Source organism: Pseudomonas sp. Z4-7 (assembly GCF_051131965.1).
GTDB lineage: Bacteria > Pseudomonadota > Gammaproteobacteria > Pseudomonadales > Pseudomonadaceae > Aquipseudomonas.
On record NZ_CP071642.1, the window covers coordinates 1,553,815 to 1,579,613 of the forward strand.

Consider the following 25,799-nt stretch of genomic DNA (forward strand, 5'->3'; position numbering starts at 1 on the left):
TTTCTGCCTGAACAGATCAGAGACACGACCATGCATAACGTCGTCATCAGCGGCACCGGCCTGTACACCCCGGCCAACAGCATCTCCAACGAAGAGCTGGTGCAGTCTTTCAATACCTATGTCGCGCAGTTCAACGCCGACAACGCCGACGCCATCGAGCGCGGCGAAGTCGAGGCATTGACCGAGTCCAATGCGGCCTTCATCGAAAAGGCTTCAGGCATCAAGAGTCGTTTCGTGATGGACAAGGACGGTATTCTCGATCCCAAGCGCATGACGCCGCGCCTGCCGGAGCGCTCCAACGAAGAATGGTCGGTGCTCTGCGAAATGGCCGTCGGCGCCGCGAAACAGGCGCTTGAGCGCGCCGGTCGCAGCGCCGCTGACATCGACGGCGTGATCGTTGCCTGTTCCAACCTGCAGCGTCCCTATCCGGCCATTGCCATCGAAGTCCAGGAAGCTTTGGGTATCGAAGGGTTCGGTTTCGACATGAACGTGGCCTGTTCTTCGGCGACCTTCGGCATTCAGGCGGCCGCCAACAGTGTGCAACTGGGCCAGGCCCGGGCGATCCTGATGGTCAACCCGGAAGTGTGCACCGGCCACTTGAATTTCCGTGACCGCGACAGCCATTTCATCTTCGGCGACGCAGCCACGGCGGTGATCATCGAGCGGGCGGACCAGGCGACATCGCCGTACCAGTTCGACGTGGTCAGCACCAAGCTGCTCACCAAGTTCTCCAACAACATCCGCAACAACTTCGGCTTCCTCAACCGCGCGGCGGAAGAGGGCATCGGCACGCGGGACAAACTGTTCGTCCAGGAAGGCCGCAAGGTGTTCCGCGACGTCTGCCCGATGGTCGCCGAATTGATTGGCGCTCACTTGCAGGAAAACCAGCTGAACGTCGGCGAAGTGAAGCGTTTCTGGCTACATCAGGCCAACCTGAGCATGAACCAGCTGATCGTGCGCAAGCTGCTCGGGCGCGAAGCCAGCGAGGAAGAAGCTCCGGTGATTCTCGACCGCTACGCCAACACCAGCTCGGCGGGTTCGGTGATTTCCTTTCACCTGTACCAGGACGACCTGCCCAGTGGCTCGGTCGCGGTGCTCAGCTCGTTTGGCGCCGGCTACTCGATCGGCAGCGTGATATTGCGCAAGCGTTGATACGGACTGCTTGATTCGTGGCGAGGGAGCTTGCTCCCTCAGCATGCAATAAACCTAACTTCATGTAGGAGCGAGCCTGCTCGCGAAGGCGGCGGACCAGTCAATGCAACGTTGACTGACTTACCGCTTTCGCGAGCAGGCTCGCTCCCACAGGTTTTGCAGCAAATCCGTTATTCCCATTCGAAGTAAAAAGTTCCGCTGTCATAAAATCTTTATGTGATAGCAACTCGCCTGACACAACCCATCGCCAAGATCCCCTCCCAACACCAGCGGGCCCAGTTCCGCGTGTTTTCTAACGCATAGACTACCAACTAGGGGAATTCTTCGATGATCCGTAAGCACTTCGCAGGTTTTGCCGCCAGCGCTCTGGCAATGGCAGTAACCGCCCAGGCTTTCGCCGGCACCGTAACCACCGACGGCGCCGATATCGTGGTCAAGACCAAGGGCGGCTTGGAGGTCGCTACCACTGACAAAGAGTTCAGCTTCAAGCTCGGCGGTCGTTTGCAGGCTGACTACAGCCAGTTCGACGGGATCTACACCGACAATGGCAATTCGGCAGACGCCGCCTATTTCCGTCGTGCTTTCTTGGAACTGTCCGGCGTGCTGTACACGGATTGGGCATACACCATCAACTACGACATGTCCCATAACACCGGCGATTCCGATAACGGCTACTTCGACGAGGCGTCTCTGGCCTATAACGGTTTCAAACCGGTTTCCATCAAGGTTGGCCGTTTTGACCCAGACTTTGGCCTTGAAAAAGCCACCAGCTCCAAATGGGTCACCGCGCCTGAGCGAAACTCCGCCTACGATCTGGTCGATTGGGCCATGGACAAGCAGAACGGTATGGGTATCCAGGCATCCAGCACTTTCGCTGATTCGTTCTATGCTTCGGCCGGCGTGTTCAGCAAGGACAATGACGATGCTGACGGCGACAGCGTCAAGCAAGTCAACGGTCGCTTTGTATTCGCGCCGATGCACGAAGCCGGCAACGTGCTGCACTTCGGTTTGAGCGTGGCCTCCCGTGACGTCTCCGACACTGCGTTCGATGCTCGTTATCGCTCCCGCCTGGGCATGCGTGGCGTTGAAACCCTGGGCGGCAACGATGCCGGTCCTAACGGCAACCGTCCGGTCCTGGGCGGCGCGAACAACTCGCCGGCCGGTTCGTACGACACTGACACCGCCTTCGGCCTGGAAGCCGCTTTCGCTATGGGGCCAGCGTCGATCCAGGGTGAATACATCTCGCGCAAGACCAAGGCTGACAGCGACGCCTTCGAAGACCTCAAGGGCCACGGCTTCTACGTCCAGGGTGCCTACACCCTCACCGGCGAGTCCCGTGGTTATAAAGTCGGCAAGTTTGACGCGATCAAGCCACAGAACAAATCCATCGGTGCCTGGGAAGTGTTCTACCGCTACGACAGCATGACCGTCGAAGACGACAACATCACCACTGCCTCGGCGACCCGCGAAGTGGGCGATGCCGAAGCCAAGGTGCACAATCTAGGTGTGAACTGGTACGCCAACGAAGCGGTGAAAATCACCGGTGCCTACGTCAAGGCCAAGACCGACAAGGTCACCAACGTCAACGGCGATGACGACGGCGATGGTTTTGTTGTCCGCGCTCAGTACGTGTTCTAAATCGCTTTGACTTGATACACCGCTCCACTTTCATCCGTTACGCTCCTTTGAACCCCGCCTCTGGCGGGGTTTTTTTATGCCCGACCGGCCTGGATCGGCGATACTCGGGTAATCCGCCGCCTGGATATCGAGGAACCGCATGCCGCTTCACGTCCTGGACAACCTGTCCGCCATCGCGTCACCCGAGTGGGACGCGTTGGTGCCCGCCAATCAACCGTTCCTGCGCCACGCTTTTTTAAGCACACTTGAAGACAGCGCCAGCCTGGGTGCGCATTCCGGCTGGCAGCCCGAGCACCTGTTGCACATGGAAGACGGACGGCTGCTGGCGGCCCTGCCCAGTTACCGCAAGTGGCATTCCTACGGCGAGTACGTGTTCGATCATGGTTGGGCCGACGCCTGTGCCCGGGCGGGCATCGACTATTACCCCAAGCTGTTGACGGCGGTGCCGTTCAGTCCGGTCAGCGGGCCGCGGCTGCTGGCGGCGTCAGTGGAGGACGGTCTGGAATTGCTCGGCAGCCTGCCGGGTTATCTGGAAATCGAAGGGCTTTCCAGCGCTCACATCAACTTCACCGATGCCTTTACCGATGCGGCGCTGGCCGGTCAGGAGGGTTGGCTGCAGCGGATCGGTTGCCAGTACCACTGGCAGAATCGCGGCTATCGGGACTTCCAGGATTTCCTTGATGCGCTCAGTTCCCGCAAGCGCAAGCAGATGCGCAAGGAGCGCGAGCAAGTGGCAGGGCAGGGCATCGAGTTCGAGTGGCTCGAAGGCCATCAACTGGACGAGGCGCAATGGGATTTTGTCTACGCCTGTTACGCCAATACCTATGCGGTGCGTAGGCAAGCACCTTATCTGACCCGGACATTCTTCAGCCTGCTGGCCGAGCGCATGCCCGAAGCCATTCGCGTGGTGCTGGCCAAGCAAGGTTCGCGGCCGGTGGCGATGGCATTCAGCCTGGTCGGTGGCGACAGTTTTTACGGCCGTTACTGGGGTTGTCCCGCGGAGTTCGATCGCCTGCACTTCGAGACGTGTTTCTACCAGGGCATGGACTATGCGATCGCCAACGGTCTGCAGCGCTTTGACGCCGGGGCCCAGGGCGAGCATAAATTGATTCGTGGGTTCGAGCCGGTGATTACCCGCTCGTGGCATTACTTGCGCCATCCGGGCCTGAAGGCGGCGGTGGCGGATTTCCTCGTGCGTGAGCATGAGGGCGTGCTGGCGTATGCCGAAGAAGCCAGGACAGCACTGCCGTATCGGCAGTGCTGAGGATGTCATGAAACCCCGTGGCGAGGGAGCTTGCTCCCGCTGGGCTGCGCAGCAGCCCCAAAAAATCTGAATCCAACCATGAAGCTGGACCGGGCTCCAAGGGGGGCGCTGCGCACCCCAGCGGGAGCAAGCTCCCTCGCCACGGGTTTTGTGCGGACTCCGGAGTCAATCAATCCCGACAAATCCACCCGTCTGATGCTGCCAGAGCCGCGCATACAGCCCGCCATGGGCCAACAGCTCGGCATGGCTGCCGGTTTCGGCGATGTGGCCGTTTTCCAGTACTACCAGCCGGTCCATCCGGGCGATGGTCGAGAGGCGGTGGGCAATGGCGATCACGGTCTTGCCTTGCATCAGCGTCTCGAGACTTTCCTGGATCGCCGCTTCGACTTCCGAATCCAGCGCGGAGGTCGCTTCGTCCATGATCAGGATCGGCGCATCCTTGAGCAATACCCGGGCGATGGCGATGCGTTGGCGCTGGCCACCGGAGAGCTTCACGCCGCGCTCACCGACGTGCGCATCGAAACCGCTGCGGCCTTCGGCGTCCGACAGTAACGGGATGAACTGATCGGCACGGGCCTTGTGCACCGCTTCCCAGAGTTGCGCGTCGGTGGCGTCGGGCTTGCCGTAAAGCAGGTTGTCGCGGATCGAGCGGTGCAGCAGCGAGGTGTCCTGGGTGATCATGCCGATGCGTTCGCGCAGGCTTTCCTGCCCGACATGGGCAATGTCCTGGCCGTCGATGAGGATACGTCCGCCCTGCACGTCATAGAGGCGCAGCAGCAGGTTCACCAGCGTGGATTTACCCGCGCCGGACGGCCCGATCAGGCCGATTTTCTCGCCGGGCCTGATGGTCAGGTTCAGGTCGCTGATCACGCCGCTTTTCTTGCCGTAGTGAAAATCGACATGTTCGAAACGCACCTCGCCACGGGCCACCGCGAGCGGCTTGGCCTGCTCGCGGTCGGTGACGCTGACCGGCTGGGAGATGGACTGCAAGCCGTCCTGGACCATACCGATGTTTTCGAAAATGCCGGTGACCACCCACATGATCCAGCCGGACATGTTGACGATGCGGATCACCAGGCCGGTGGCCAGGGCAATGGCGCCGACGCTGATGAGCGATTGCGTCCACAGCCACAGCGCCAGGGCGGTGGTGCCGACGATCAGGAGCCCGTTCATGCTGGTGATGACCACGTCCATGCTCGTCACCACGCGTCCGGCCAGCTGGGCTTTCTCGGTCTGTTCCTCGATGGCTTCGCGAGCGTATTGCTGTTCGAAGTTGGTGTGGGCGAACAGCTTCAGGGTGGTGATGTTGGTGTAGCCGTCGACGATCCGGCCCATGAGCTTGGAGCGCGCATCGGAGGACACCACGGAGCGTTCCTTGACCCGTGGCACGAAGTAGCAGAGCGCGCCGATGTAGGCGGCGATCCAGGCCAGCAGCGGGATCATCAGGCGCCAGTCGGCTTCGGCGAACAGCACCAGTGAGCTGATGGCATAGATCAGCACGTGCCACAACGCATCCACGGCCTGTACCGCCGAGTCGCGCAGGGAGTTGCCGGTCTGCATGATGCGCTGGGCGATGCGCCCGGCGAAGTCGTTCTGGAAGAAGTTCAGGCTCTGCTTGAGCACGTAGCTGTGGTTTTGCCAGCGGATCAGGCTGGTCATGCTCGGGCTCAGGGTCTGGTGCACCAGCAGGTCATGCAGGGCCACGAAGATCGGCCGGAACACCAGCGCGACCACCGCCATCCAGGCCAGCTCGAGGCCGTGCAGCTTGAAGAAGTCGGTGTTGGGCGTGGCCTGGGTCAGGTCGATGATGCGGCTCAGGTAGCTGAACAGCGCCACTTCGATCAGCGCGCCGATCAGGCCGACCACCAGCAGTGCGGCGAAGCTGGGCCAGACCTGTTTCAGGTAATACGTGTAGAAGGGCAGGACGCGGTTCGGCGGGGCCGAGGTCGGGGCGTCGCGGAAGATGTCGATCAGTTTTTCAAAACGGCGGTAAACCATGGGGTACATAGCCCGGGCGGGGGCTCTCCTTTTTTGCGGTGGGCGGCGCGGGGTAGCCGGCGCCGCTCAGGCTTGCCCTGTGGGTTCAGTCGATGCGCTTGGCCGACTTGATGATCACAGGATCGACCGGCACGTTTTGCATGCCTGATTTAGTGGTGGCCTGGGAGTTGACGATGATGTCCACCACGTCCATGCCCTTGACCACCTTGGCGAATACCGCGTAGCCGGCGTCGCGGCCCGGGTCGAGGAAGGCATTGTCGGCCACGTTGATGAAGAACTGGCTGGTGGCCGAATCCGGGTTGGATGTGCGGGCCATCGACAAGGTGCCGCGAACGTTATGCAGGCCATTGCTGGCTTCGTTCTTGATCGGTGGCTTGGTGTCTTTCTGCTGCATCTGCTGGGTGAAACCGCCGCCCTGGGCCATGAAACCCGGGATCACGCGATGGAAAATCGTGTTGTTGTAGAAGCCGCTGTCGACGTACTCAAGGAAGTTCTTGGTACTGATGGGCGCCTTGACCGGGTCCAGTTCGATTTCGATCTGGCCGTTGGTGGTGTCCAGCAGGACGTGTGGTGCCTTGGCCGGCGTGGCAGCCATCAGGTTGGCAGCAAACAGTACGGTGCCGGCGGCGAGGGCGATTTTTTTCAGCATGGGTTCAGTGATCCTGGGTAGTGAAGTCGGTTGCGGTCAAGAATTCGAGCAGGGTCTGGTTGAAGCGTTCGGGTTGATCCAGGGGCGTAGCGTGCCGTGAATCGACGATGACTGCCAGTCGTGCGTCAGGCAGCAGTTTTACATAGGCCTCTTTCAGCGCCACCGGGGTGTAGTCGTGGTCGGCGCAGATAATGAGGGTTGGACAGGCAATTTGCGCCAGGTGTTCCTGCACGCCCCAGCCGACAATGGCGTCGAAACTGGCGAGATAGGCACGTTTGTCGTTCTCTGCCCAACGCCGGGCCATTTCCAGGCGCAGTTCGGTTTGTTCGGGCTTGGGAAACAACTTCTCGCCGAGGGCCTTGCCGATGGTTTCCAGGCTCAGCAGGCGCATCAGGCTCCAGCGCTTGAACCATTGCCAGCAATCGTCGGGCGTACGGACTTTGACTTCAGGGGCACTGTTGACGATGCACAGGCTCCTGACCCGTGCGGGTTCGTCCACGGCCAGCTGGAAACAGATCATGCCGCCCATGGACCAGCCCACCAGGTGCACCGGGCCGAGATCGAGGTGCTCGATCAGGGCGCCCAGGTCGGCGCTGAAGCCCGCGATGCTGTAGTGCTCGCGCGGCTTGTCGGAGCGGCCGTGGCCGCGCACATCCATCACGATCAGGCGGTAGTGGCGCGACAACACGGGAATCTGCTTTTCCCAGTCGCGAGTGCTGGAGCCCAACCCGTGGACCAGCACCAACGGTGTGCCGTGGCCATATTCCTCATAGTGCAGGTTGCAACCTTCATGTTCGAAAAAGGCCATCGGCGAGATCCTTGTCAGGCTTGTTCAGGGGCAGCGAACGGCGCATCCAGCGGCGCGGTATCGAAGGTGCGCAGCAGCTCGATGAGAATCTGCGTGGCCGGTCCCAGGGGCTTTTCCTTGTTCGAATACAGGTAGAAGCTCGGGTTGCGGCTGGCGCCCTGATCCAAGGGTAGACGTTTGAGCGTGCCCTCCCTGAGTTCTCGCTCGATCATGTGCCGGGGCAGCCAGGCAAAGCCCAGGCCGCTGCCAACGAATGTCGCGGCGGTGGCCAGGCTTCCGACGGTCCAGCGCTGTTCGGCGCCGAGCCAGCCGACATCGCGGGGCTGCTGGCGGCCGGAATCGCGGATCACCACTTGCAGCTGGCTTTCCAGGTCCTGGAACGTCAGCTCGCGGTTGAGTCGGTGCAGGGCGTGCTCGGGATGGGCCACCGCGACGAATTCGACATCGCTCAGTTCCGCGCCCAGGTAACCGGGAATGCTGAAGCCGCTGATGGCAAGGTCGGCGACGCCTTCGAGCAGCACCTCTTCGACGCCGGACAACACTTCTTCGCGCAGCCTTACCCTGCAGCCCCGACTCTGCGGCATGAACGCGGTCAGCGCGCGGACGAGGCGGGCAGTGGGGTAGGCCGCGTCGACCACCAGGCGCACTTCAGCTTCCCAACCCTGCTCCATGTGGTGGGCCAGGTCTTCCAGCTGGCTGGCCTGTTTCACCAGTTGCCGGGAGCGGCGCAACAGCACGCCGCCGGCTTCGGTCAGCACGGCCTTGCGCCCGTCGATACGCAGCAACGGCACGCCGAGCTGATCCTGCATGCGGGCCACGGTGTAGCTCACCGATGATTGAGAGCGGTGCAGTACTTCGGCGGCCTGGGCGAAACCACCATGGTCCACCACCGCCTGCAACGTTCGCCATTGATCAAGGGTCACGCGGGGCGCTTTCATATTGAGCTCCTCTTGTCCTAAGCTGGCGGTCCCCTCGTGGAGACTGCCGAATGAAAAAAATCTGTTGTGCGCTGCTGGCCCTGCTGCCGCTGAGTGCCTTTGCCTACCCGATCGACGTGGAAAAACACCTCAACGGCTTGAGCATCGACTACACCGCCTACGACACCGATGCCGACATCGGCTCGATCCAGGTCAACAACTACGGCAGCACCGACGCGGCGTGCAGCGTGGTGTTTCGCAACGGCCCCGAAGCGCCGCGAACCCGCAAGATCGAAGTCGCCGCCGGCAAGTTCAAGAACGCTACCGCCAAGTTCAACCGCAACATCATCAAGCTGCGCATCGAGCTGACCTGCAAGCCGAAATAACCAGCGGCGGGGCAGCGTCACAAGGCGTGCTCCGCTTATAAACGAAATAATCGATGTTTTGCAGCAATTATTTGCGCTTTTTCATCGATATGATCGCGCTTAACCTTCACTCCATCGACTTACAACATTCTCAGATGGAGCCTACAAGCCATGTCCCGCGTTCTGATCATCGAAAGCAGTGCCCGCCAGCAAGACTCGGTTTCCCGTCAACTGACCCAGACCTTTATCAGCCAGTGGAAAGCCGCGCATCCGGCCGATGAGATCAGCGTTCGCGACCTGGCAGTCAACCCGGTTCCGCACCTGGACGCCCATCTGCTGGGGGGCTGGATGAAACCGGCCGAGCAGCGCAACGACATCGAGAACGCTTCGCTGGAGCGCTCCAACCAGTTGACCGATGAGCTGCTCGCCGCCGATGTACTGGTGATGGCCGCGCCCATGTACAACTTCGCCATCCCGAGCACCTTGAAAGCCTGGCTCGACCACGTGCTGCGCGCCGGCGTGACCTTCAAGTACACCCCCACCGGTCCCCAGGGGCTATTGACCGGCAAGCGCGCTTTCGTGCTCACCGCCCGCGGCGGCATTCATGCCGGTGGCAGCACCGATCACCAGGAACCGTACCTGCGCCAGGTCATGGGCTTCATCGGTATCCACGACGTGACCTTCATCCATGCCGAAGGCACGAACCTGGGCGGCGACTTCCAGGAGAAGGGCCTGAACCAGGCCAACGCCAAGCTATCCCAAGTGGCCTGAGCGTTAATCCTCGGGTAATCGCCAGGTGTTCTAGTGACTTGGCGCTTCCCTTCAAACCGTTTTGCGCATTGAACCTCCCTTGGCACTTATTGCTCCTGAGTGCAGCCGCCCGATTGAACGCTGAAGCGAGATCGGGCTTTTTTTTGTCTGCGACCTCCCATTCACTGAATTTCCCCTGTGGGAGCGAGCTTGCTCGCGATAGCGGAATGTAAGCCGACATCTCTCTCGACTGTCAGGCAGCCATCGCGAGCAAGCTCGCTCCCACAGGGTTTAGTGTCTGGGCTGGTTATTGCGGTTAGCGGCGATCCTGAAAAACCGCTATCTTCGCCGCCATTCGAAACGAGGGGCGGTATGGGCTATCTACTTTTTGTGACCTTGATCCAGGCGTTTTCCTTCAGCCTGATCGGCGAATACCTGGCCGGGCATGTCGACAGTTATTTCGCGGTGCTGGTGCGCGTAGTGTTGGCGGGGCTCGTGTTCATTCCACTGACCCGCTGGCGCCAGGTTGAGCCGTCGTTCATGCGCGGCATGCTGTTGATCGGCGCCCTGCAGTTCGGCGTGACCTACGTCTGCCTCTACCTGAGTTTCCGCGTACTGACGGTGCCGGAAGTGCTGCTGTTTACCATCCTCACGCCGCTGCACGTGACCTTGATCGAAGATGCACTCAATCGACGCTTCAACCCCTGGGCCTTGATTGCGGCGTTGGTGGCGGTGGCCGGCGCGGCGGTGATTCGTTATGACCGGATCAACCCGGATTTCTTCATGGGCTTTTTGCTGCTGCAACTGGCCAACTTCACCTACGCGGCCGGGCAAGTGTTGTACAAGCACCTGGTGGCGCGGCACCCGAGCGACCTGCCGCACTATCGGCGTTTCGGCTATTTCTACCTCGGCGCGCTGATGGTCGCGCTGCCGGCCTTCCTGCTGTTCGGCAAGGCCGATTTCTGGCCTGAAGCGCCGTTGCAATGGGGCGTACTGGTCTTCCTCGGCCTGGTCTCCACCGCGCTGGGGCTGTATTGGTGGAACAAGGGCGCGTGCCTGGTGAACGGCGGGACATTGGCGGTAATGAACAACCTGCACGTGCCGGTGGGGTTGCTGGTGAACCTGCTGATCTGGAACCAGCATGAGGCGTTGGGTCGGTTGCTGCTGGGTGGGTCGGTGATACTCGCGGCGGTGTGGATCAGTCGGTTGGGGATACGCCAGCCCCAGCCTTCACATTGACCCTTCACCCTGAACCCTGTGGGAGCGAGCTTGCTCGCGATGGCGCACTATCAGTCAACATCTATGTTTCTGATGCACCGCTATCGCGAGCAAGCTCGCTCCCACAGGGGAATCGGGTTGGCTTCAGACCACCTGCTTTTCCGGTTGCGGAATATGGCTTGCCCCTAATACCGCGGGCAGCAAACCCGCCCGCAGATCCGTACCGCTCGGCTGTTGGTACAAGCCCAGCCCGAACTCTGGCATCACCGCCAGCAGGTAATCGAAGATATCCCCCTGGATGCGCTCGTAGTCGGCCCACACGGTGGTGCCGGTGAAGCAGTAGATTTCCAGCGGGATACCCTGGGCAGTGGTCTGCAGCTGGCGGACCATGCAGGTCATGTTCGGCTGGATCTCCGGGTGGCTTTTCAGATAGGCCAGGGCATAGGCGCGGAAAGTGCCCAGGTTGGTCATCCGCCTGCGGTTGGCCGCCATCGCCGCGACGTTGCCCTGGGCTTCGTTCCAGGCCTTGAGCTCGGCCTGCTTGCGGCCGATGTAATCGGTCAGCAGGCGCACCTGCGTCAAGCGCTGTTCTTCCTCGTCGTGCAGGAAGCGCGCGCCGCTGGCATCGATGAACAGGCTGCGCTTGATCCGCCGTCCGCCGGATTGCTGCATGCCGCGCCAGTTCTTGAACGATTCGGACATCAGGCGCCAGGTGGGGATCGAGACGATGGTCTTGTCGAACCCTTCTAATAGTGAGCTTCTTAGAATATGGACAGCATACAGCCCAGTAAAACCGGGCTTAGGGCGAAAATGAAGCTGTCTGGATTTTTGTAGGCAGAAACGGACAACCACCGATGCTCGCGAAGCGTAGCATGTCCGGCGCGTCTCATCCTCTCAGCAATGGCCGCCATTGGAATTCCCAGAAATTCAGCAAATCACTAAGGCAAGACAGGCCTACGTGGCTCTAGCCTTGGCCTTCATATCTCGTGGCAAATCGGCGAAAAATTGCATCTGCACACCTGAATGTCGTCATAGATACCAGAGATAATGAGTCGTCCGATGCGGCGCTGATGATCAGTCTTTCGATACCTGATGCCAGAAACGACGCAATGTAGATTCAGGCATTTTTAGTTGTTTAGCAGCCTCACCTTGCGTAAGCCCTTTTCCCTTCAGTTCCTGTACTGCCTGCCATTTCCTCCGCGCCGAGGCGACGTTGGGCGGAACCTTGTTTTCAGGTACAGAGGGATGATTGATATCAGCCAAGCCGAGGGCTTCGATCTCGGCTAGAGCAGCGAGAAGGAGTTCTCGAGGTGTGCGATTGCTGTCGCGAGAAACTGTCAAAGCAATCAGCGCAGTCAGCTCAAGATCAAGCGCCGAAGCCAATTTTTGGCTCATATCCAAGGTCACCGAGTGCTTACCGCTCTCCACTTTGCTGATGGTTGTTTGATCCAGGCTGGAAGCCATGGAGCGCTGCGTATTCCCTTTGCTTTGGCGCAGCGTTTGGAGCACTTCCGCAAAGGATTGGCGGAGCGACATGACAAGTCCCCAAAAACAAAGATGTATGCCGCGTTTGCCTATCGCCAAACAAACGAATATATTCCTCAATGTGGCGGCAAGGTCTTTGTGCCTGCAATTTATGTGAAATTAAATGCGAGGTTGTGAGATGGGAAGCCCACTATCCGAAGGACTGCTGGGGGAGGGGGTTGATCTGGCCGGCTCCGAGTTAGACCTTGAGCGTGTGATCCTCGCAGCCAGGAAACACTACAAGTATCTCCCCCTTTGCGTCGTCGAGGAGTGGATCATCCTAGACGCCATCGTCACCGACGAAGAGCGAGCGAAGATAACCGCCGCAGGCTGCCAGCCAATGTTTATGTTTGCCCACAAAGTTGTCGACGATGAACAGAGGCGTTTTGAGCCAGGCCATTGGGTGCGCTCGAGTATGGGTACTGCGTTCAACGACGGCTTTCTGTTCGAAACTCGGAATTCCGTCTACGTCCTTCTCGGGCCGGGACATCGCAAGTCAGCAACCATCAAAGAGATTTTCTCTCTATTTTGAATTACCGACCGGGCTGCTTTGCGTCCGCAGAAAATTGAGGCACCTGATGTTCAGAACACAAGACTCAGATCTTATCGGCGTCCCGGGGATCTTTGGTGAAGGCCTTGCGCATTGGCATAGCGTGTCACGGATTCTCAGAACTCACTGGTATCACCTTACTGTTCGCTTGACTGACCAAGGTCGCAGCACTGAATTCGTTGACATGATTGAGGGGGAGCACAGGTTGCAAAGCATGCTCGTCACTCAGAGCGCTGAACGAGAGATAACAGATGTTCAGGTCATGACCCCCGCATGGATGAATAAAGGTGCCGGGTGGGACATGGAGCGCGTAACTAAAGTATCCCTCGGCTACGACGGTGATTTTGAGGTCTGCTTAATAGAGGTTGAGGGAGGAGCTTTCTACCACAGCTCTCACCGACCAGACTTTCAAATCGATTTGCTAACAGACCTTCGCCCGATCTTTCTCTCGAGCATGATTCGATCAGTCTGAAAATTACCAACAATCTTGCACGATACCAACGCGTCTGGTTCCGTGCGGAATTCCTGATAACGCCTTGCGGAATAGCACCGGAGCGCAGTGATGCTCGACACTATAGATGTGAATTTCCACGGAAAGCGCCACACAGATTTTGATCTCAAACGAATAATCAAAGCCCAGGAACAAGGTTTTGATGTGCCAGTGACCGCCTATCTCTGCGGTGTTTCCATCAGGTCTCGCGCAGGAATCGGTGTTGTTTTTGGCCACAAGCGTAAAGATCAATATGGGCGGTTTGGTGACGGCCATCTGATTCGGACTTCTGATGTGATCAAAGTCGAGCGTGAAGGCAGGTTTTGGGTGATGACAACGGAAAATAGCCGTTATGTCTTGGCGACTTTTCAGCGCCAAAATGGCCGCGCCAGCTTGCGTGATTTTTTGCGTGCTACTAAAGGGCAATACCATCCGACCCCTCGGATCTTGCAGTGATATTTCACCCGGGAGGGGGGAGTCTCGGCCTACTGTTGTGAGTTTGGGATCAAGGTGGCTTCATGCTCCTGAAGAAAGGCGAGGTCGTCACAGTGGCGTCCGGTATCTTTGAGTCGTACAGCCGGGAAGGGCCGTTTGTAGCGACCCAAGATTTCGACCTTGGCGCATTCGTTGCCAAGGCCGTGTCTGATGTCACGGAACCTTGGGAAGTCACCTGGGGGCTTTGGGAGGTTCCTCGAATGCTTGTTGAGCATGGTCTCCTTCTAGAGCTACCTTGTCGACGAATTCACTTGGGGTCACTGGGTGACGTTGAGCTGACGGAAGAGAAGAAGGATTTGTGATTTCGCGTTTCTGATTAGCCGTCGAGGACTACCAGTGAGTGCGGCTTTGGAGATTAAGTCGGGCATTGACAGTTCATTGCGTGCCTCTCCGGGGACTCTGTCGTGTACCAAGCCACTGCGTGTCTTGGCCCTCGCGTGCTTCCATCCTCACGCCTACGGCCGGTGGCATGCGCGCTCCGCTTGCATTGTTTTATGCGTTGGGCAGGGTAACGCCCTGGTCAGCACTCGATGAAATGATCCGCTTGATCGATGTACATTTCTATATTTTCAAAAAGCCAAGTCTGAGTGGCATCTTCACGGCCCCTCGTTTGTCGAACTCGCGCTTTCCACTGCCCAAAAAAAATGTATTCGTGATGGCGCTTGAGCAGGGAGGCGAGTGCGGACTGCTTTAAAATGACTTGAGGCACCGGTTTGCGGACAACACCGTCCTTGTCTGACTCAACAAAGGGAGATGTGAGCTCCGCTACGTGATACGGGAAACGATCGCTAGGAAGGCGGATGTCTTGGACATACCCGGCGATAGCCAACGGGATTGTCAGGGTATCTGTACCGTACCATCGAATGAAATCGCCGAGGTTGCTGTGATCGAAATAGAACTTGTTCCATGGGATGGTAATTTCTTTGGATTTCAGCGTGACGAGATTTTTTAGCTCGTCATTGTCTTCACATAATGCCCGCAGTTCGAGTATCTGACCGAGCGTTTTAAGATAGTTGGTAAGACGGCCCTTATTTCCATACGCTTTGTTTTTCGCTTCCGGCGATCCCCAGCCGCGCGCCCTAGCCTCTACTTCGGTATCATCAAGCTCCCACAGTGCTTTGATCAGTATGTGAAGGCGAAATTCAAATTTCGATGCTGAGATAGCCGAAAATAGGTCTGAAGATGACTCTTTAGCGATGACGCTAAGCTGGCCTCTAAGATTATATTTACAGTTCGGATCGTGGCTGGACTGCTTCTTCAGCCTGAAGCAGGGAGCCACCTCAATCGTTTTGGTAGCATATCGTCTGTCGTGTCGCTTGACGAAGGAAAGGCGCGCAGCGCAGCCATTGGAGGGGCAAGATAGCAGTCCTACGGGGCTGCTTTCATACTGCAGTGCACTGATTTTTGCTCCAGAAGCATTCCTGGCCTCTGGGATTTTGCTTCCCATTTATTCCTCCTTGTCCAGACGGCTTGAGCAGGTGCAAGGTTTGCAGAGCTGCGAACACCATTAATTGAGCACATGGCGCTGATTCCCCGGCAGCATGAGTTTCCGGACTCATCCACGAAAGCATTATGTTCTGTCCATGAGCTTGCTCCATCAACAACGTACTGAGCCCGGTGGGTCGCCCAATGGCAAGGTGGCGAACTTAGTTCGTCGCAGTGGTAGTGCCTGGAGCGGGGCCTTCGCTGAACGTGTAGTTGATGACCACGTCATTACGGATCAAGACGTCGAGCGTTTTCTGAGTGCCAGTAGTCGTCACCTTCATGGTGACCACGTAGCTTTGGGCATGGGCTGAGCCATTGGTGTAGGTGTAGATCCACTTCTCGTCAGTCTCGCTGACGGGGCTCTTGGCGTAGGGCTCACCGAACAGTGACTTCAACTCAGCGGTTGTGGTTTTGCCCTTGGTGATACTCGCTACGCTGGCCGATGGAAAGTCTCGGCCCGCTGTGTAGTGCGACGTAGCACAGCCGCCGAGTGCGACACACATCCCCATAACTGCGATGAGCTTTTTCATATCCTTCCTTGATTCTAGAAAGCTCCAAATCTAGCTGGCATCAAGGCTAAAAGCCATCGCCATCTTGATCTTCCGCGCTCGTACTCGCCGGCAGGGCACCTACGCTTAGAGATAATGCTCGTGTCCCAGATGACCGGAGAAGCTCCGATCATTGAGATCTAAAGCGAGCAAGCAAACGTACTGCTACGCGCAGGTGCTTTGCAGGTGCGTATTGTCTGATTTATCGCTACCTTCCTTGGAACCACTCGATAGGGATTACGCAGATGGATGTTGGAATGGCCCACGCAATCGAGGCTGCAGAAGCCGAGTATTTGTGCTCCCGCGTTGAGAGCTTGTCGCGGGTGAGTGGAAACCCTTTCGGTGCTCGCGTGTTTTTCAACGAAGCTTTTCCATGCTTTCAAGTGAATGCGTCGCCTAGCCCGATGTTCAATCGCATCTACGGCGACATCACCGGTAGCCCCCAGCCACTTTTGAGCTTGCTCAAGAGCTCAGCAGAATATTCAACCGTGACGCCTCTCATTGGAAAGCCTTCGTCCTTGGAGCAGTTCGCTTCTGTGGACGGGAGGCGACTAGAACGCTTGAGAGGTTGGACGCACCTGCAGCTCGCGTGCGCCATCAAGGACGTAGTCTTGAGCCACCACTCGTTTGAGATCGAAGAAGCCACCTCACACACTCTTCCTGCGTTCGCAGCTGTTCATGCGGGTGGATTTCATACCAAGCCAGAGCATCGTCAGTTGCGCCAGGCCTGTTTTGCAGGGCTACTGTCTAATGATCGTCTGAAAATTTACGTCCTTAAAGCTGATGGACATGTAGTTGCAGGAGCGTTGATGTACCTCGCCTGTAATGGAGTTGCATACCTCGGGACGGCTGCCACCCGAAAAGATGCACGAGGCTTAGGCTATCATGGAGCCCTGATATCTCATCGCATAGAGCAAGCAAAGAATTACGGCAGTTTGGTGATCGCCGCAACTGCGCTTCCCAGTTCGCAAAGTCGCCGTAACTTGCAGCGCACGGGGCTTGCGACATCTCACTTTCAAGCGCTATATCGCTTAGCAGATAGTTGATGTATGCCGATGAAGGAGCATCTGCTATTGGCCGACCTCTGCCGTCACGATGGGCGGGAGTCGGCCAGAAACTGTCGGTCGACTGGTTAGAGTGGGACGGTTACGCTGACGTTTTTCGCATGACTGGAAAAGCGTATGACAGAGGTGTACCAAGGACGCTGCTTATGCGCAGCCGTCAGCTACGAGCTATCCGCCACACCGAAAGCAGTGAGCCATTGTCACTGTCGCCAATGCCGCAAAGGTCACGGGGCAGCATTCGCTTCGTACGGCAGCGTTCCCCGTAACGCACTACGGATACTTTTCGGCGCCACCAGCATCAAAATCTATACATCCTCAGAGACAGTGTTGCGCGAATTCTGCACGCACTGTGGCTCGACATTGTTCTGGTCACGATCTCAAGGCGAGTTTGCCGACTGGATTTCGATAGCACTGGGCACGCTCGACACGCCCTTCATGCCTGAAAAGCAAAAACACGTTCATGTCGACTCCGCAGTCCACTGGTACACGCCATCCCAATTATGCTTCCAGGTCGGCTGACTGCTTTGAGTCAATCTCAGCTGGTCACGATAGGCAGAAAACGGCCAAAAGCGGCCCTTCAATCTCGCTATTCATCTATCTCCCGAGCGTGCGAAATTACTAGCCATCCAATTTCTCTCAAAGGCAGGCTCATGACCTCCACCCTGGCAGACTTCTCATTGCTCTGCGAACTGGTGCCTGAGCCGGATGGCCCAGATATCTTTGACTCGGAGCGGGGTTATCATTGGATTATGGTTTCAAATTGAGCTTTGGGGTAAGGAGCAACAACACATGAAGCAAAACCTTATTTTGGTCATTGCGATGGCGCTGGGAACCACCTCCACGGCCTACGCCAACTCACGGATAGCAAACATAGATTCCTTGGAAAGTAGCTATGTAAAATGCATAGAGACACGTTTTGAGAACAACTGCTGGGACAAGGCGTTTATCGGTCACTTCGACAAGTGGCAAAAAAACGAAACCACAATAATAACCAAAAGCCAAGAGGCCTACCTGGCTTGGCTGGATGGGCACTCCGTGTACAAAGTTCACATCATCCCAAGTGTTAAACGAGCCGGAGTATTCGAGAATAGAAACTATCTAGTTGAACGAGATGATGGCGAAGTCATAGGCCTGCATGTTGGCTATAGAAAAGTTTTAGGCAGTTGGTACATATATGCCCTTCAAGGCGGGTCTGATGACACATTTATTCGATCAATACTCGACATGCCCGCTCCAGAAACACCCCCCACTAAATGATAGAAATCATCTCGTCCAATCCAGTCGCCTTCAGAGTTCACTGGTATAAGCCATCAGCTCATCGCCTCAGATCGAGTGACCGCAATGGGTCGAAAACTGCCCTTGAGAAAAGGCAGCTTTCGGCCAGAAGTAGCCCATCGCGATCAGAAACGTTTGACGACAACGCGTCGCTCTCGCACTCTGTTTTGCCCCCTATTCTTCACTAGGCTTCCCTATGTCATTCGCAACCGTAGTGCTGCTTGACTCCTGGCCACAGCCAAGTACGTCGCCCGAACCCATCGTGTTTGCCACGGACACGCAGCTATGTTTACGGTATTGCACCGCTGGGGAAGAAATAGCTGTAATCCATTTTCCCCTAGTTAAAAAAATTCAGTTCGGCTCACCAAACGACGAAGCTTTGGGCGGTCATCCGCTTATTGGACTTGGCCTCGAGCATTACCAAATTCATCGAATAGATAATTCGCCTTGGCTAGCAGAGCTTGAGCAGAGAAACGCCATTCATCCGCTACACGATAGACAGCGGTTTCTAAAAGATGCCATCCATTATGTCTTCACGTTTCAGGACTCTACCCTAGAATGCATCATAATTGAGGGGCAGTTCTGGCATCCAAAAGTACAAGTCTTTACCTCGGAGCAGAAGGCAAGCGATGCCTGGCGCAAACTGATAAATGACGTGGGCGCATGATCCCAATAGTCACGAGTGGATGCCCGCCTTGGGTCTGTATCTGCCACTCGCATCGCTCACAGTACGCGCCCAACGCGCCCTCGATCAGCCAAAAAGGATTCACACCTAATCAGGGACGATGAATGAAACCAATAGAAATTCAACACATCACTCACCTGCCGGCGGAAGTTATTACTTTGGAGAAAGAGGCAATTGCAGAAGGGTTCAGATTTCTGACGCGCCTGATTTCGGAATGGCATTCAGGAAAGAATCGCTTCAACGCGCCCGGTGAATGTCTCATGGCAGCGTATTCGAACCAGCAATTGATAGGAATCGGAGGGCTATCAGTTGATCCCTTTAATCAGACCAATACCGCAAGGCTACGGCGAGTGTACGTGGCGCCTGCGGCAAGAAATCAACATGTCGGTCACGCGCTGGTAAAGGCGTTGGTTGCACACGCCGCTCTTCGCTTTCAGAAGGTGCGTCTTTCTACCGATACTTCTGCAGGCGATGCGTTTTACCTGCGCTGCGGCTTCATGCGAACAGAAGACGCCCATGCCACCCACATCATGGAGCTGGTCAACCCCTGACCCGGGAGCTTTCGGCCAATAGCGGGCGTTCCCAAGCGACAGCTAACGGCCAAAAAGCAAACAGTAGACCTGCTGCTCATGTCTTCGTAAAGTGCTCACCATCCAAGCTGAATTGTCTACTATCTACACGTGAAAGTAATCGATTAGTAAACAGATTGTTCTGACTGCGGGGATTCGGTCGGCCGGAAGGAGAGAATGATGCGTGTGATAATTAAGGAGAACTGTATTGAAGGACAAACTGGTCGTGCTTGCGATGAAAATAAAGCTGACGCGCTGGATTTTGATATTTTCTTTGAGGTTCCCGTGGCTCGCGCCTAGCCTTTTGCGGTTTATTGGAAAGGATTATGGCGAGCAGGACAGCGAGGTAATGCGAGAGATTCATAGCAAAGAAAATCGCATTCTAACTGCCAGTATGTTTGAAGGTGAAGTTTCTTGGAAAGGTATAAGCTTTGTTGCAGAAATTGGGCGTGAGGATTTAGATAAAGTTCACAGGTGGATGAGTGGACAGCCGCGCGCAGGAGGAAATTACAGTTCAATGCACGAAAAGGTGATAAAAAGTAAAGATTTAATTGGTGCCAGTTACATTAATCTAGGTTTAGTGTCTTTTGATCGCGCAACAATGTTTTCGGTTGGATGCGTAAGTATCGCGGCTCAACTACCTAAAAGCTGTTATATAACTCTTCTGAGGTTAAGAAATGGGGCTTGCTATATTTCTCTTTACGTGAGCTTCGATGAGTCTGTTAACTCGCTAGTTTCTGATGTTGACGTTCGCCATGTTAAGCGATATGAAGTATTTCAATCTTTCAACCCGTTCTCCCCAAAATTTGCAATAACTGAGCATCACGACAGACGATCTGTAATTGAAGATTTTTTGTATAGCAAGGCAAATGAAGTAGTAGTTGAGGCTAAGCAAGCGATTCAAACGCTGCTAGAAGTTTGGGGCATAAAAAGAAAGGCTGATGAGTTTTCGAAGGTTGCCGATTTTTTCAGAGAAGATGTAGGTTCTTATTTTGAGGATTCTCCATCATTGGAAAACGAGAAGGCCAGCACCTCTATTGTAGTAATTGAACGCGATAGAGGCCTGTTTCTGACAAGTCCGCTGAGTGAAGAATCATCAGAAGAGTACATAGAAAACTACGTCCCGAGTCAATTTGGACTAGATGCAATTTTTTTGAAGAGCCAAGTAACCTTGGAAACTGAAAGCTTCCATCGTTATAATTTCAAGCTCATTGGAGTGACTGACAATTATAGCTATATAGCAATCCTGACAGAAATATATTCACGATTCAAAAAGTGCACAAGCAAGGTAAGTCCTGTTTTCCTAGGTGGCAATAGAAAAGAAGAGCGCGATCTAAAAAAATTACTGGACGCAGGACTAGAGCTGAACGTAATTGAGGAAAGATTGACTGCTGTTGAAGAGGGGTTACATTGGTGTGAAGAAAAATATCGAAAATTTACGCGCAATCGAATAGCTGGTATTCGCTCCCATGTCTCTTCATTTCGAAAGGACGTAGAAAGGCGTAGGGACTTGAATAATGGAAAACTGCAAGTAAAAAGTTTAATTTGGATGCGGCGCTACTCGATAATGGTATTTGTCTTCGTGCTGGTGCAAATTGCTTTATCACTGCTCAATGTTGATTGGACAGATTCCGGTAGAAGTAAAAATCCAATTTATATTAATCTTTTCCATAATGCAAAGTAAGTTTAATTCATAATGTCGATCAAGCAGTAAACCTCCGAACTTACATTTAAGTGCTGGGGGGCAGTGGCTGCAGCACCATCGATTTTAGGTGCTGGGGAGCGACAGCTTTTGGCCGATGGCTGCCACTCGCGCCAACAATTAAATACCACTCGCGATGATGCCGACTCGGAGGCAGTGCTCGCTTTTAACCCGGCTGGACAGCTGTCCATCCCTTGCCCTTACTCGACGATGCTTTATCACCCGCCATGCACACGCTTACCTGAAGGCGTTTCATTTTTGCAAATACTTGAGGACTCAGCGCTTGGCCGTACAGTTGCGACAGTTGGGCACTGCGAGCGATGGACTCCTGATAGTTTCGGCTGGCATCGGCTTCGCAGCTATCGATGTCGGCTTTAAAGGTGGCTTGCTGGGAGGAGACATCCACTCCCGGTTTCTCGAATCTTGTACCATCGTAGCTTTGGCGGTTGTAGTCGATCTTGGCCGTTGACGTAGAGGGTGCTGAGGCACATCCGGCAAGAATTACGGAAATGAGAGCGGCAATGAGGTGGGTTTTGCGCATGGAGCTTCCTTGGGCTTACGGCTTGGGCCATCGAGCGTTATTAATATGAGGATGGTATCGGCGCCGAGTGTCAGTCCCTTGAGGATTTTTCTGTATATTCCCCTTCCGAGGCGATCCGATATTTACTTTGGGAACTACACCAATCCGACCTGTTGCCACCGGTAATCGGCAGCTTTCGGCCAAAAGCGGCGTTCGATCACTACCCTCCAGCCGAAGAGCGAAAACCTCTCGATCAGTGAAAGCTAGTCTCTAAGGGTACGCATTATTTCCTCTACCACCGGCTTCGTGTATTTCTCACTGGGGTCAGTTTCCGGTGGGTCGTTACTGCGGAACCATTCACCTTGATCGAATGCTTGGTAAAGCGAGAAAGCGGGCTGAGGCATGTCGTTAGTCATGCCTACTTCAACCACAGCATTTATGATGCCGTTCATAACGCCGTTGCAAAAATCATAGAGCAGAGATCCTTGTAGATAGCCTTCCGCAACCGCGACGGACAGCTCGTTCAGCACATCATGCGGTGCAACGGCGAACCTTTCGCAAATGGGGACAAGATCACTCAGCGTTAAACCGTCTGCTTCCGCTTTCACCGACAGTTCCTTGAGTTCGTTCTTCGGTAACACCATGATCATGAGCTTCTTCCGGTTAGGTGCGAAGATAGCGCTTACAGAGTGGCCGCACAGCGCTGCCACACGTCAGTTCCATGCTGCAATACGGATTCATGGTCGGTCGACTTCAGCTACAGGCAATGTCCGCTTTGGGTCGATTGTATCCTTTCGTACAGCCAGCATTTAGAGGGCTGCTCATCGGCTTGGTCGCCTACACCCTTGCACCCATTCGAGCGACACACCATCCTGGCGCCGTTGCTTGAGACACGATATCGCGCCCTGATCTGACACCATTATCTCTATAACTTGGATCGAACAAGTGACTTGCTGGATGCTTACATCTCACTGACTATCTGGGTAAGGCGATTGCGTATGTTAACTCAGTAATCGAATGAGATCGGGCAGTTACTACTGCCCGATACGTGCAGGACATGTTGCCGCACGCCTACAGGTTTGAGGCGCCAGCCGTTTGCGGTTCACCGCCAAGCATTCGGTTAAGATCCATTAGCCAGGTAAACGTCTGCAAGACTCAATTCTACCGACACATTGCGCCCTCGCAACGCAGGGAATTGAAATCATAAACTGCGGAATGTCCCGGTTGGCCGCTCGGTAGGGGGACGCCCTTGGGTACGTAAAACGTGACCGCGTTGCCGCCGTACAATCCGGCCGGGAAGGTGAAGGCTTTCAATATCACGTAGGCCTTGTAAACGCTCGGCGACGGGCGCGTTGCAACTGCTCCGGCTACGGGCGGAACATCGCGCCTGGGGCTACTCGCTACCTTGGCATCAATCCAAGCCTGAGCATCAGCACTTGTGGCAGCCCGTAGCGAGCCGTTTTTCACTGCTACGTCGATGCCCGCCTGGCCGGCCAGCGGCGCCTGTTTATCGCGCAGGGACTCGGGGCTCACCGTTGAAGACGTGACGAGCCTCGCGTCCGCGCCGAAGGGCAAACCAACCGAAATTTTGCCAGATTGGTCGCCGGGATAAACCATCGTCACGGGCTGACCGAACAATTTTCGGGATAAGGGATTCAGGTATTCGTTAGCTTCTGCGGTCACGTAGGAAGAACCGCATGCTCCTTTGTTGTGGTAGCTGCTGTTGAGAATGGGTATCTTGGAATCGAGTCCGGCCACTGCTTGGCGGTGATAGCCAGACACGTAGACAGCGACGATGTTAGTGCCCTGAGTCCAGCCGATATTCCACACCGTCGGCTCATAGGCGCCGAGTATTAACGCCACAGGTTTGTCAGGGCTGTTGACAGCAATGTCGAATTGGGTGGCCTGATGGCCGCTCTGGTCAATCTGAAAGGGCACCTCACGCCCGGAATAGGCGCCCGCCGCATAGACTGTTAGCCCTGCTGGGGCCTTGAAGCTTTCAAAGCCGCAGCTCGGCGGAGCACCTGCCTGGACAGCCGTTGGTGCGGAGTCGAACTTGAACGACTTCAAATCGTCTGCGTAGACAGCGATCGTGGCACTCATCAATGCCGCAGCAATCCCTACTTTCATATCCCTTCCTTCAGCGAGTGAAAATCCCGCTCACAGTACCCTTGCGAAGACGTTAAAACACCATCTGGTCAGCGGAATCGGAGAGTTTTTTTGAGTCACGCGCGAAAGCAGGCCTACCTGTTAATTTGGGCCTGGCCGTTCTGGGTGAATCTGTAATGCAGCCCTCACGGCAGTCAGAAAAACGAATGTCCGCTCCTGGCCGTAAGCAGCGGTTCAAGCGCCTCGTTTTTAGGGCGGAAGATGTCCATCGCGTCGTTGCTACTTGGCTCTCACCGTCCACAACTGATCAAGCTTCGTCGTATAGCTCTGACTCATCAGCTCCCGACGCATTGCCCAACCAGGGGCGACAGGCACGCTGGCTAAACGCACCACTCCCTTTCCCCAGCGGCCATTAATCTCGTCCAGCACGCCCATCACCTTATCCGCCATTACCGGCTGAGATTGTGCGAACAGGTCATCGGTGAATTCGCCAGGCTGTCGCAGATCCATCAGCAATACTTCGGCTTTGCTGTATTTGAAGCCAGGCCGGAACAAACGGTTAACCGCTTCGTTTGCTGCCTTGGCCATGAGCCGCACGTCGTTGGTCGGGTACGGCAATTCCACCAAGGCGCCGTTCGCATACTTCGCTTCCTCGGGATTAAACATTCCTGTCCTAATGCTCACGCGGATCTTCTTGCATAGCGAGTTTTGTGCTCGAAGCTTTTCCGCCGCGCGTTGTGTATAGGTAGCGACAGCTTCCTTAATTGGCTCAATCTCGGTAAGCCGCGAGCCGAACATCCTGCTGCAGCAAATCTCCTGCTTGGGTGGATCAGCTTCACCCAATTCCAAACATGAAGTGCCGGCGAGTTCGCGAGCCGTCTTCTCGATCACCACGCTGAATTTCTGGCGAAGCATCCAGGGGTCGGCTTTTGCCAAGTCCATCGCGGTCTTGATGCCCATCGTTTCCAGGTGAGCCTTCATGCGCCTCCCGATACCCCAGACCTCGCCGACATCGGTGTTGCGCAACGTCCAGTCCCGTTTGAACGGATCGCACAGATCCACCACACCACCGGTAATATCCAGTAGCCGCTTGGCTGTATGGTTCGCCAGCTTGGCCAAGGTCTTGGTGTGAGCGATGCCTACGCCGACTGGGATGCCCGTGCGCTTGAAAAGCACGGATCGCATTCTTCGGCCAAAGTCAGATAAATCACCCTGTATGCCAGTCAGATCGGCAAACGCTTCGTCAATGCTATAGACCTCAAGCGCTGGCACCATCGATTCGATGATAGTCATGACGCGCTCGCTCATGTCGCCGTACAGCGCGTAGTTACTGCTGAACGCTACAACACCATGCCGGCGGAGATGGTCTGTGATCTGGAAGTACGGCTGACCCATTTTCACGAAAGGCTTTGCATCGTAGCTACGCGCAATCACACAGCCGTCGTTGTTGGACAGCACCACGATAGGTGTCTTAGCGAGGTCGGGTCTAAAGACGCGCTCGCAGCTTGCGTAAAACGAGTTGCAGTCAATCAGGGCGAAGACAGGTTCAGGTGTTGTCATGATCGCGGACGCTGTATTTCACTACACCCCAAATCATGAGTTCGTCGCCTTCCATCACGTGCCTTGCCGGATACTTGGGATTTTCCGACAGAAGTATTACGGCGTTGTCGCGCAAATGCAGACGCTTGAGCAATGGCTCAGAATTAAGGGCAGCTATGACGATGTCCCCACTGATCGGATCTATGCTTCGATCAACCACCACCATATCCCCCGAATAGATCCCCGCGCCCTGCATGCTGTCGCCATCAATCCTCACGAGGTAGACGTGGGGAGCTCGTATATCGAAGAGCTCATCTAGAGAAATGTGCTTTTCGATGTGATCAGCAGCGGGCGAAGGGAAGCCTGCAGGCACCTTGAATGAGTACAGAGGCAGCTTCTCGCCGCCGGTAGCCAGCGGGCCCAGAATGGTGATGCTCATGATGCAAACCTTAGAGTGGAAACTGTATATACATACAGTTAACGAT

At 55.7% G+C, this 25,799-nt stretch carries 27 protein-coding genes and 1 pseudogene; 15 read left to right on the forward strand and 13 right to left on the reverse strand.

Annotated elements, in window-relative coordinates; all coding sequences use genetic code 11:
• Nucleotides 1-30 precede the first annotated feature (30 nt).
• The 3 genes from J3P91_RS06875 to J3P91_RS06885 all read left to right on the forward strand — a co-directional run bounded on the left by J3P91_RS06875 (nucleotide 31) and on the right by J3P91_RS06885 (nucleotide 4,054).
• Nucleotides 31-1,152, forward strand: a complete 1,122-nt coding sequence (locus J3P91_RS06875) for a beta-ketoacyl-ACP synthase III (RefSeq protein WP_434603076.1) — start codon at nucleotides 31-33, stop codon at nucleotides 1,150-1,152.
• A gap of 327 nt (nucleotides 1,153-1,479) precedes the next feature.
• Nucleotides 1,480-2,790, forward strand: coding sequence for an OprO/OprP family phosphate-selective porin (locus J3P91_RS06880; RefSeq protein ID WP_434603077.1), 1,311 nt, complete (start codon nucleotides 1,480-1,482; stop codon nucleotides 2,788-2,790).
• A gap of 139 nt (nucleotides 2,791-2,929) precedes the next feature.
• The gene (locus J3P91_RS06885; RefSeq protein ID WP_434603078.1) at nucleotides 2,930-4,054 is read left to right on the forward strand and encodes a GNAT family N-acetyltransferase; all 1,125 of its coding nucleotides are present in this window, start codon (nucleotides 2,930-2,932) and stop codon (nucleotides 4,052-4,054) included.
• Between the two features lie 165 nt (nucleotides 4,055-4,219).
• On the opposite strand, the gene J3P91_RS06890 is transcribed toward J3P91_RS06885, so the two are convergent.
• From J3P91_RS06890 to J3P91_RS06905, 4 genes are all read right to left on the reverse strand, one after another.
• Nucleotides 4,220-6,052: an ABC transporter ATP-binding protein gene (locus tag J3P91_RS06890; protein ID WP_434569451.1), complete on the reverse strand. Its 1,833-nt coding sequence runs from the start codon at nucleotides 6,050-6,052 to the stop codon at nucleotides 4,220-4,222.
• Nucleotides 6,053-6,137: 85 nt separating this feature from the next.
• Complete coding sequence (locus tag J3P91_RS06895; RefSeq protein WP_434603079.1) at nucleotides 6,138-6,701, reverse strand: peptidylprolyl isomerase; 564 nt, start codon at nucleotides 6,699-6,701, stop codon at nucleotides 6,138-6,140.
• A 4-nt stretch (nucleotides 6,702-6,705) separates the two neighbouring features.
• Nucleotides 6,706-7,509 carry an alpha/beta fold hydrolase gene (locus tag J3P91_RS06900; protein WP_434603080.1) on the reverse strand — a complete coding sequence of 268 codons (804 nt, stop codon included), beginning with the start codon at nucleotides 7,507-7,509 and terminating at the stop codon, nucleotides 6,706-6,708.
• Nucleotides 7,510-7,523: 14 nt separating this feature from the next.
• Nucleotides 7,524-8,447 carry a LysR family transcriptional regulator gene (locus J3P91_RS06905; protein WP_305496160.1) on the reverse strand — a complete coding sequence of 308 codons (924 nt, stop codon included), beginning with the start codon at nucleotides 8,445-8,447 and terminating at the stop codon, nucleotides 7,524-7,526.
• A 50-nt stretch (nucleotides 8,448-8,497) separates the two neighbouring features.
• On the opposite strand from J3P91_RS06905, the gene J3P91_RS06910 reads away from it, so the two are divergent.
• From J3P91_RS06910 to J3P91_RS06920, 3 genes are all read left to right on the forward strand, one after another.
• A complete protein-coding gene (locus J3P91_RS06910; RefSeq protein ID WP_305496159.1) occupies nucleotides 8,498-8,812 on the forward strand; it encodes a 3-phosphoglycerate kinase in 315 nt (104 codons plus the stop codon).
• A 150-nt stretch (nucleotides 8,813-8,962) separates the two neighbouring features.
• Nucleotides 8,963-9,562, forward strand: coding sequence for an FMN-dependent NADH-azoreductase (locus J3P91_RS06915; RefSeq protein ID WP_434603082.1), 600 nt, complete (start codon nucleotides 8,963-8,965; stop codon nucleotides 9,560-9,562).
• Between the two features lie 351 nt (nucleotides 9,563-9,913).
• A complete protein-coding gene (locus J3P91_RS06920; RefSeq protein ID WP_434603083.1) occupies nucleotides 9,914-10,780 on the forward strand; it encodes a carboxylate/amino acid/amine transporter in 867 nt (288 codons plus the stop codon).
• Between the two features lie 123 nt (nucleotides 10,781-10,903).
• Here the strand turns inward: J3P91_RS06920 and J3P91_RS06925 are convergent.
• Nucleotides 10,904-11,503 (reverse strand): annotated as a pseudogene (locus J3P91_RS06925) (mechanosensitive ion channel family protein); the annotation flags it as partial.
• 330 nt (nucleotides 11,504-11,833) lie between these two features.
• Complete coding sequence (locus J3P91_RS06930) at nucleotides 11,834-12,295, reverse strand: helix-turn-helix domain-containing protein (RefSeq protein WP_122740274.1); 462 nt, start codon at nucleotides 12,293-12,295, stop codon at nucleotides 11,834-11,836.
• Between the two features lie 127 nt (nucleotides 12,296-12,422).
• Here J3P91_RS06930 and J3P91_RS06935 point away from each other — a divergent pair, with 127 nt between their 5' ends.
• The 3 genes from J3P91_RS06935 (at nucleotide 12,423) to J3P91_RS06945 (ending at nucleotide 14,120) form a co-directional block, all read left to right on the forward strand.
• A complete protein-coding gene (locus J3P91_RS06935) occupies nucleotides 12,423-12,815 on the forward strand; it encodes a DUF6957 family protein (protein WP_434603084.1) in 393 nt (130 codons plus the stop codon).
• Between the two features lie 580 nt (nucleotides 12,816-13,395).
• Nucleotides 13,396-13,779 (forward strand): hypothetical protein, encoded by a 384-nt coding sequence (locus J3P91_RS06940; RefSeq protein ID WP_434603085.1) that lies wholly within the window; start codon nucleotides 13,396-13,398, stop codon nucleotides 13,777-13,779.
• Nucleotides 13,780-13,841: 62 nt separating this feature from the next.
• On the forward strand, nucleotides 13,842-14,120 hold the full coding sequence (locus J3P91_RS06945) for a hypothetical protein (RefSeq protein ID WP_434603086.1): 279 nt from the start codon (nucleotides 13,842-13,844) through the stop codon (nucleotides 14,118-14,120).
• A 218-nt stretch (nucleotides 14,121-14,338) separates the two neighbouring features.
• Here the strand turns inward: J3P91_RS06945 and J3P91_RS06950 are convergent, their stop codons facing one another.
• Nucleotides 14,339-15,265 carry a hypothetical protein gene (locus J3P91_RS06950; protein WP_434603087.1) on the reverse strand — a complete coding sequence of 309 codons (927 nt, stop codon included), beginning with the start codon at nucleotides 15,263-15,265 and terminating at the stop codon, nucleotides 14,339-14,341.
• 199 nt (nucleotides 15,266-15,464) lie between these two features.
• The gene (locus tag J3P91_RS06955) at nucleotides 15,465-15,833 is read right to left on the reverse strand and encodes a hypothetical protein (RefSeq protein ID WP_434603088.1); all 369 of its coding nucleotides are present in this window, start codon (nucleotides 15,831-15,833) and stop codon (nucleotides 15,465-15,467) included.
• 263 nt (nucleotides 15,834-16,096) lie between these two features.
• Between J3P91_RS06955 and J3P91_RS06960 the strand changes: the two genes are divergently transcribed.
• The 6 genes from J3P91_RS06960 to J3P91_RS06985 all read left to right on the forward strand — a co-directional run bounded on the left by J3P91_RS06960 (nucleotide 16,097) and on the right by J3P91_RS06985 (nucleotide 21,128).
• Entirely contained in the window at nucleotides 16,097-16,897 is an 801-nt protein-coding gene (locus J3P91_RS06960; RefSeq protein ID WP_434603089.1) for a GNAT family N-acetyltransferase, read from the forward strand.
• Nucleotides 16,898-17,032: 135 nt separating this feature from the next.
• Complete coding sequence (locus J3P91_RS06965) at nucleotides 17,033-17,434, forward strand: GFA family protein (RefSeq protein ID WP_434603090.1); 402 nt, start codon at nucleotides 17,033-17,035, stop codon at nucleotides 17,432-17,434.
• A gap of 270 nt (nucleotides 17,435-17,704) precedes the next feature.
• Nucleotides 17,705-18,172, forward strand: coding sequence for a hypothetical protein (locus tag J3P91_RS06970; RefSeq protein WP_434603091.1), 468 nt, complete (start codon nucleotides 17,705-17,707; stop codon nucleotides 18,170-18,172).
• Nucleotides 18,173-18,386: 214 nt separating this feature from the next.
• Nucleotides 18,387-18,857, forward strand: coding sequence for a hypothetical protein (locus J3P91_RS06975; RefSeq protein WP_434603092.1), 471 nt, complete (start codon nucleotides 18,387-18,389; stop codon nucleotides 18,855-18,857).
• Between the two features lie 122 nt (nucleotides 18,858-18,979).
• Entirely contained in the window at nucleotides 18,980-19,426 is a 447-nt protein-coding gene (locus J3P91_RS06980) for a GNAT family N-acetyltransferase (RefSeq protein WP_434603093.1), read from the forward strand.
• Between the two features lie 226 nt (nucleotides 19,427-19,652).
• A complete protein-coding gene (locus tag J3P91_RS06985; protein WP_434603094.1) occupies nucleotides 19,653-21,128 on the forward strand; it encodes a hypothetical protein in 1,476 nt (491 codons plus the stop codon).
• Nucleotides 21,129-21,312: 184 nt separating this feature from the next.
• Here J3P91_RS06985 and J3P91_RS06990 read toward each other — a convergent pair whose 3' ends face one another.
• The 5 genes from J3P91_RS06990 to J3P91_RS07010 all read right to left on the reverse strand — a co-directional run bounded on the left by J3P91_RS06990 (nucleotide 21,313) and on the right by J3P91_RS07010 (nucleotide 25,753).
• On the reverse strand, nucleotides 21,313-21,687 hold the full coding sequence (locus J3P91_RS06990; RefSeq protein ID WP_434603095.1) for a hypothetical protein: 375 nt from the start codon (nucleotides 21,685-21,687) through the stop codon (nucleotides 21,313-21,315).
• Nucleotides 21,688-21,929: 242 nt separating this feature from the next.
• On the reverse strand, nucleotides 21,930-22,316 hold the full coding sequence (locus J3P91_RS06995) for a hypothetical protein (protein ID WP_434603096.1): 387 nt from the start codon (nucleotides 22,314-22,316) through the stop codon (nucleotides 21,930-21,932).
• 511 nt (nucleotides 22,317-22,827) lie between these two features.
• Nucleotides 22,828-23,796: a hypothetical protein gene (locus tag J3P91_RS07000; RefSeq protein WP_434603097.1), complete on the reverse strand. Its 969-nt coding sequence runs from the start codon at nucleotides 23,794-23,796 to the stop codon at nucleotides 22,828-22,830.
• A gap of 258 nt (nucleotides 23,797-24,054) precedes the next feature.
• Nucleotides 24,055-25,335, reverse strand: a complete 1,281-nt coding sequence (gene umuC / locus J3P91_RS07005; RefSeq protein WP_434603098.1) for a translesion error-prone DNA polymerase V subunit UmuC — start codon at nucleotides 25,333-25,335, stop codon at nucleotides 24,055-24,057.
• Nucleotides 25,322-25,753 carry a LexA family protein gene (locus J3P91_RS07010; protein WP_434578001.1) on the reverse strand — a complete coding sequence of 144 codons (432 nt, stop codon included), beginning with the start codon at nucleotides 25,751-25,753 and terminating at the stop codon, nucleotides 25,322-25,324. The genes umuC and J3P91_RS07010 overlap by 14 nt, the downstream gene beginning before the upstream one ends.
• Nucleotides 25,754-25,799: the final 46 nt, after the last annotated feature.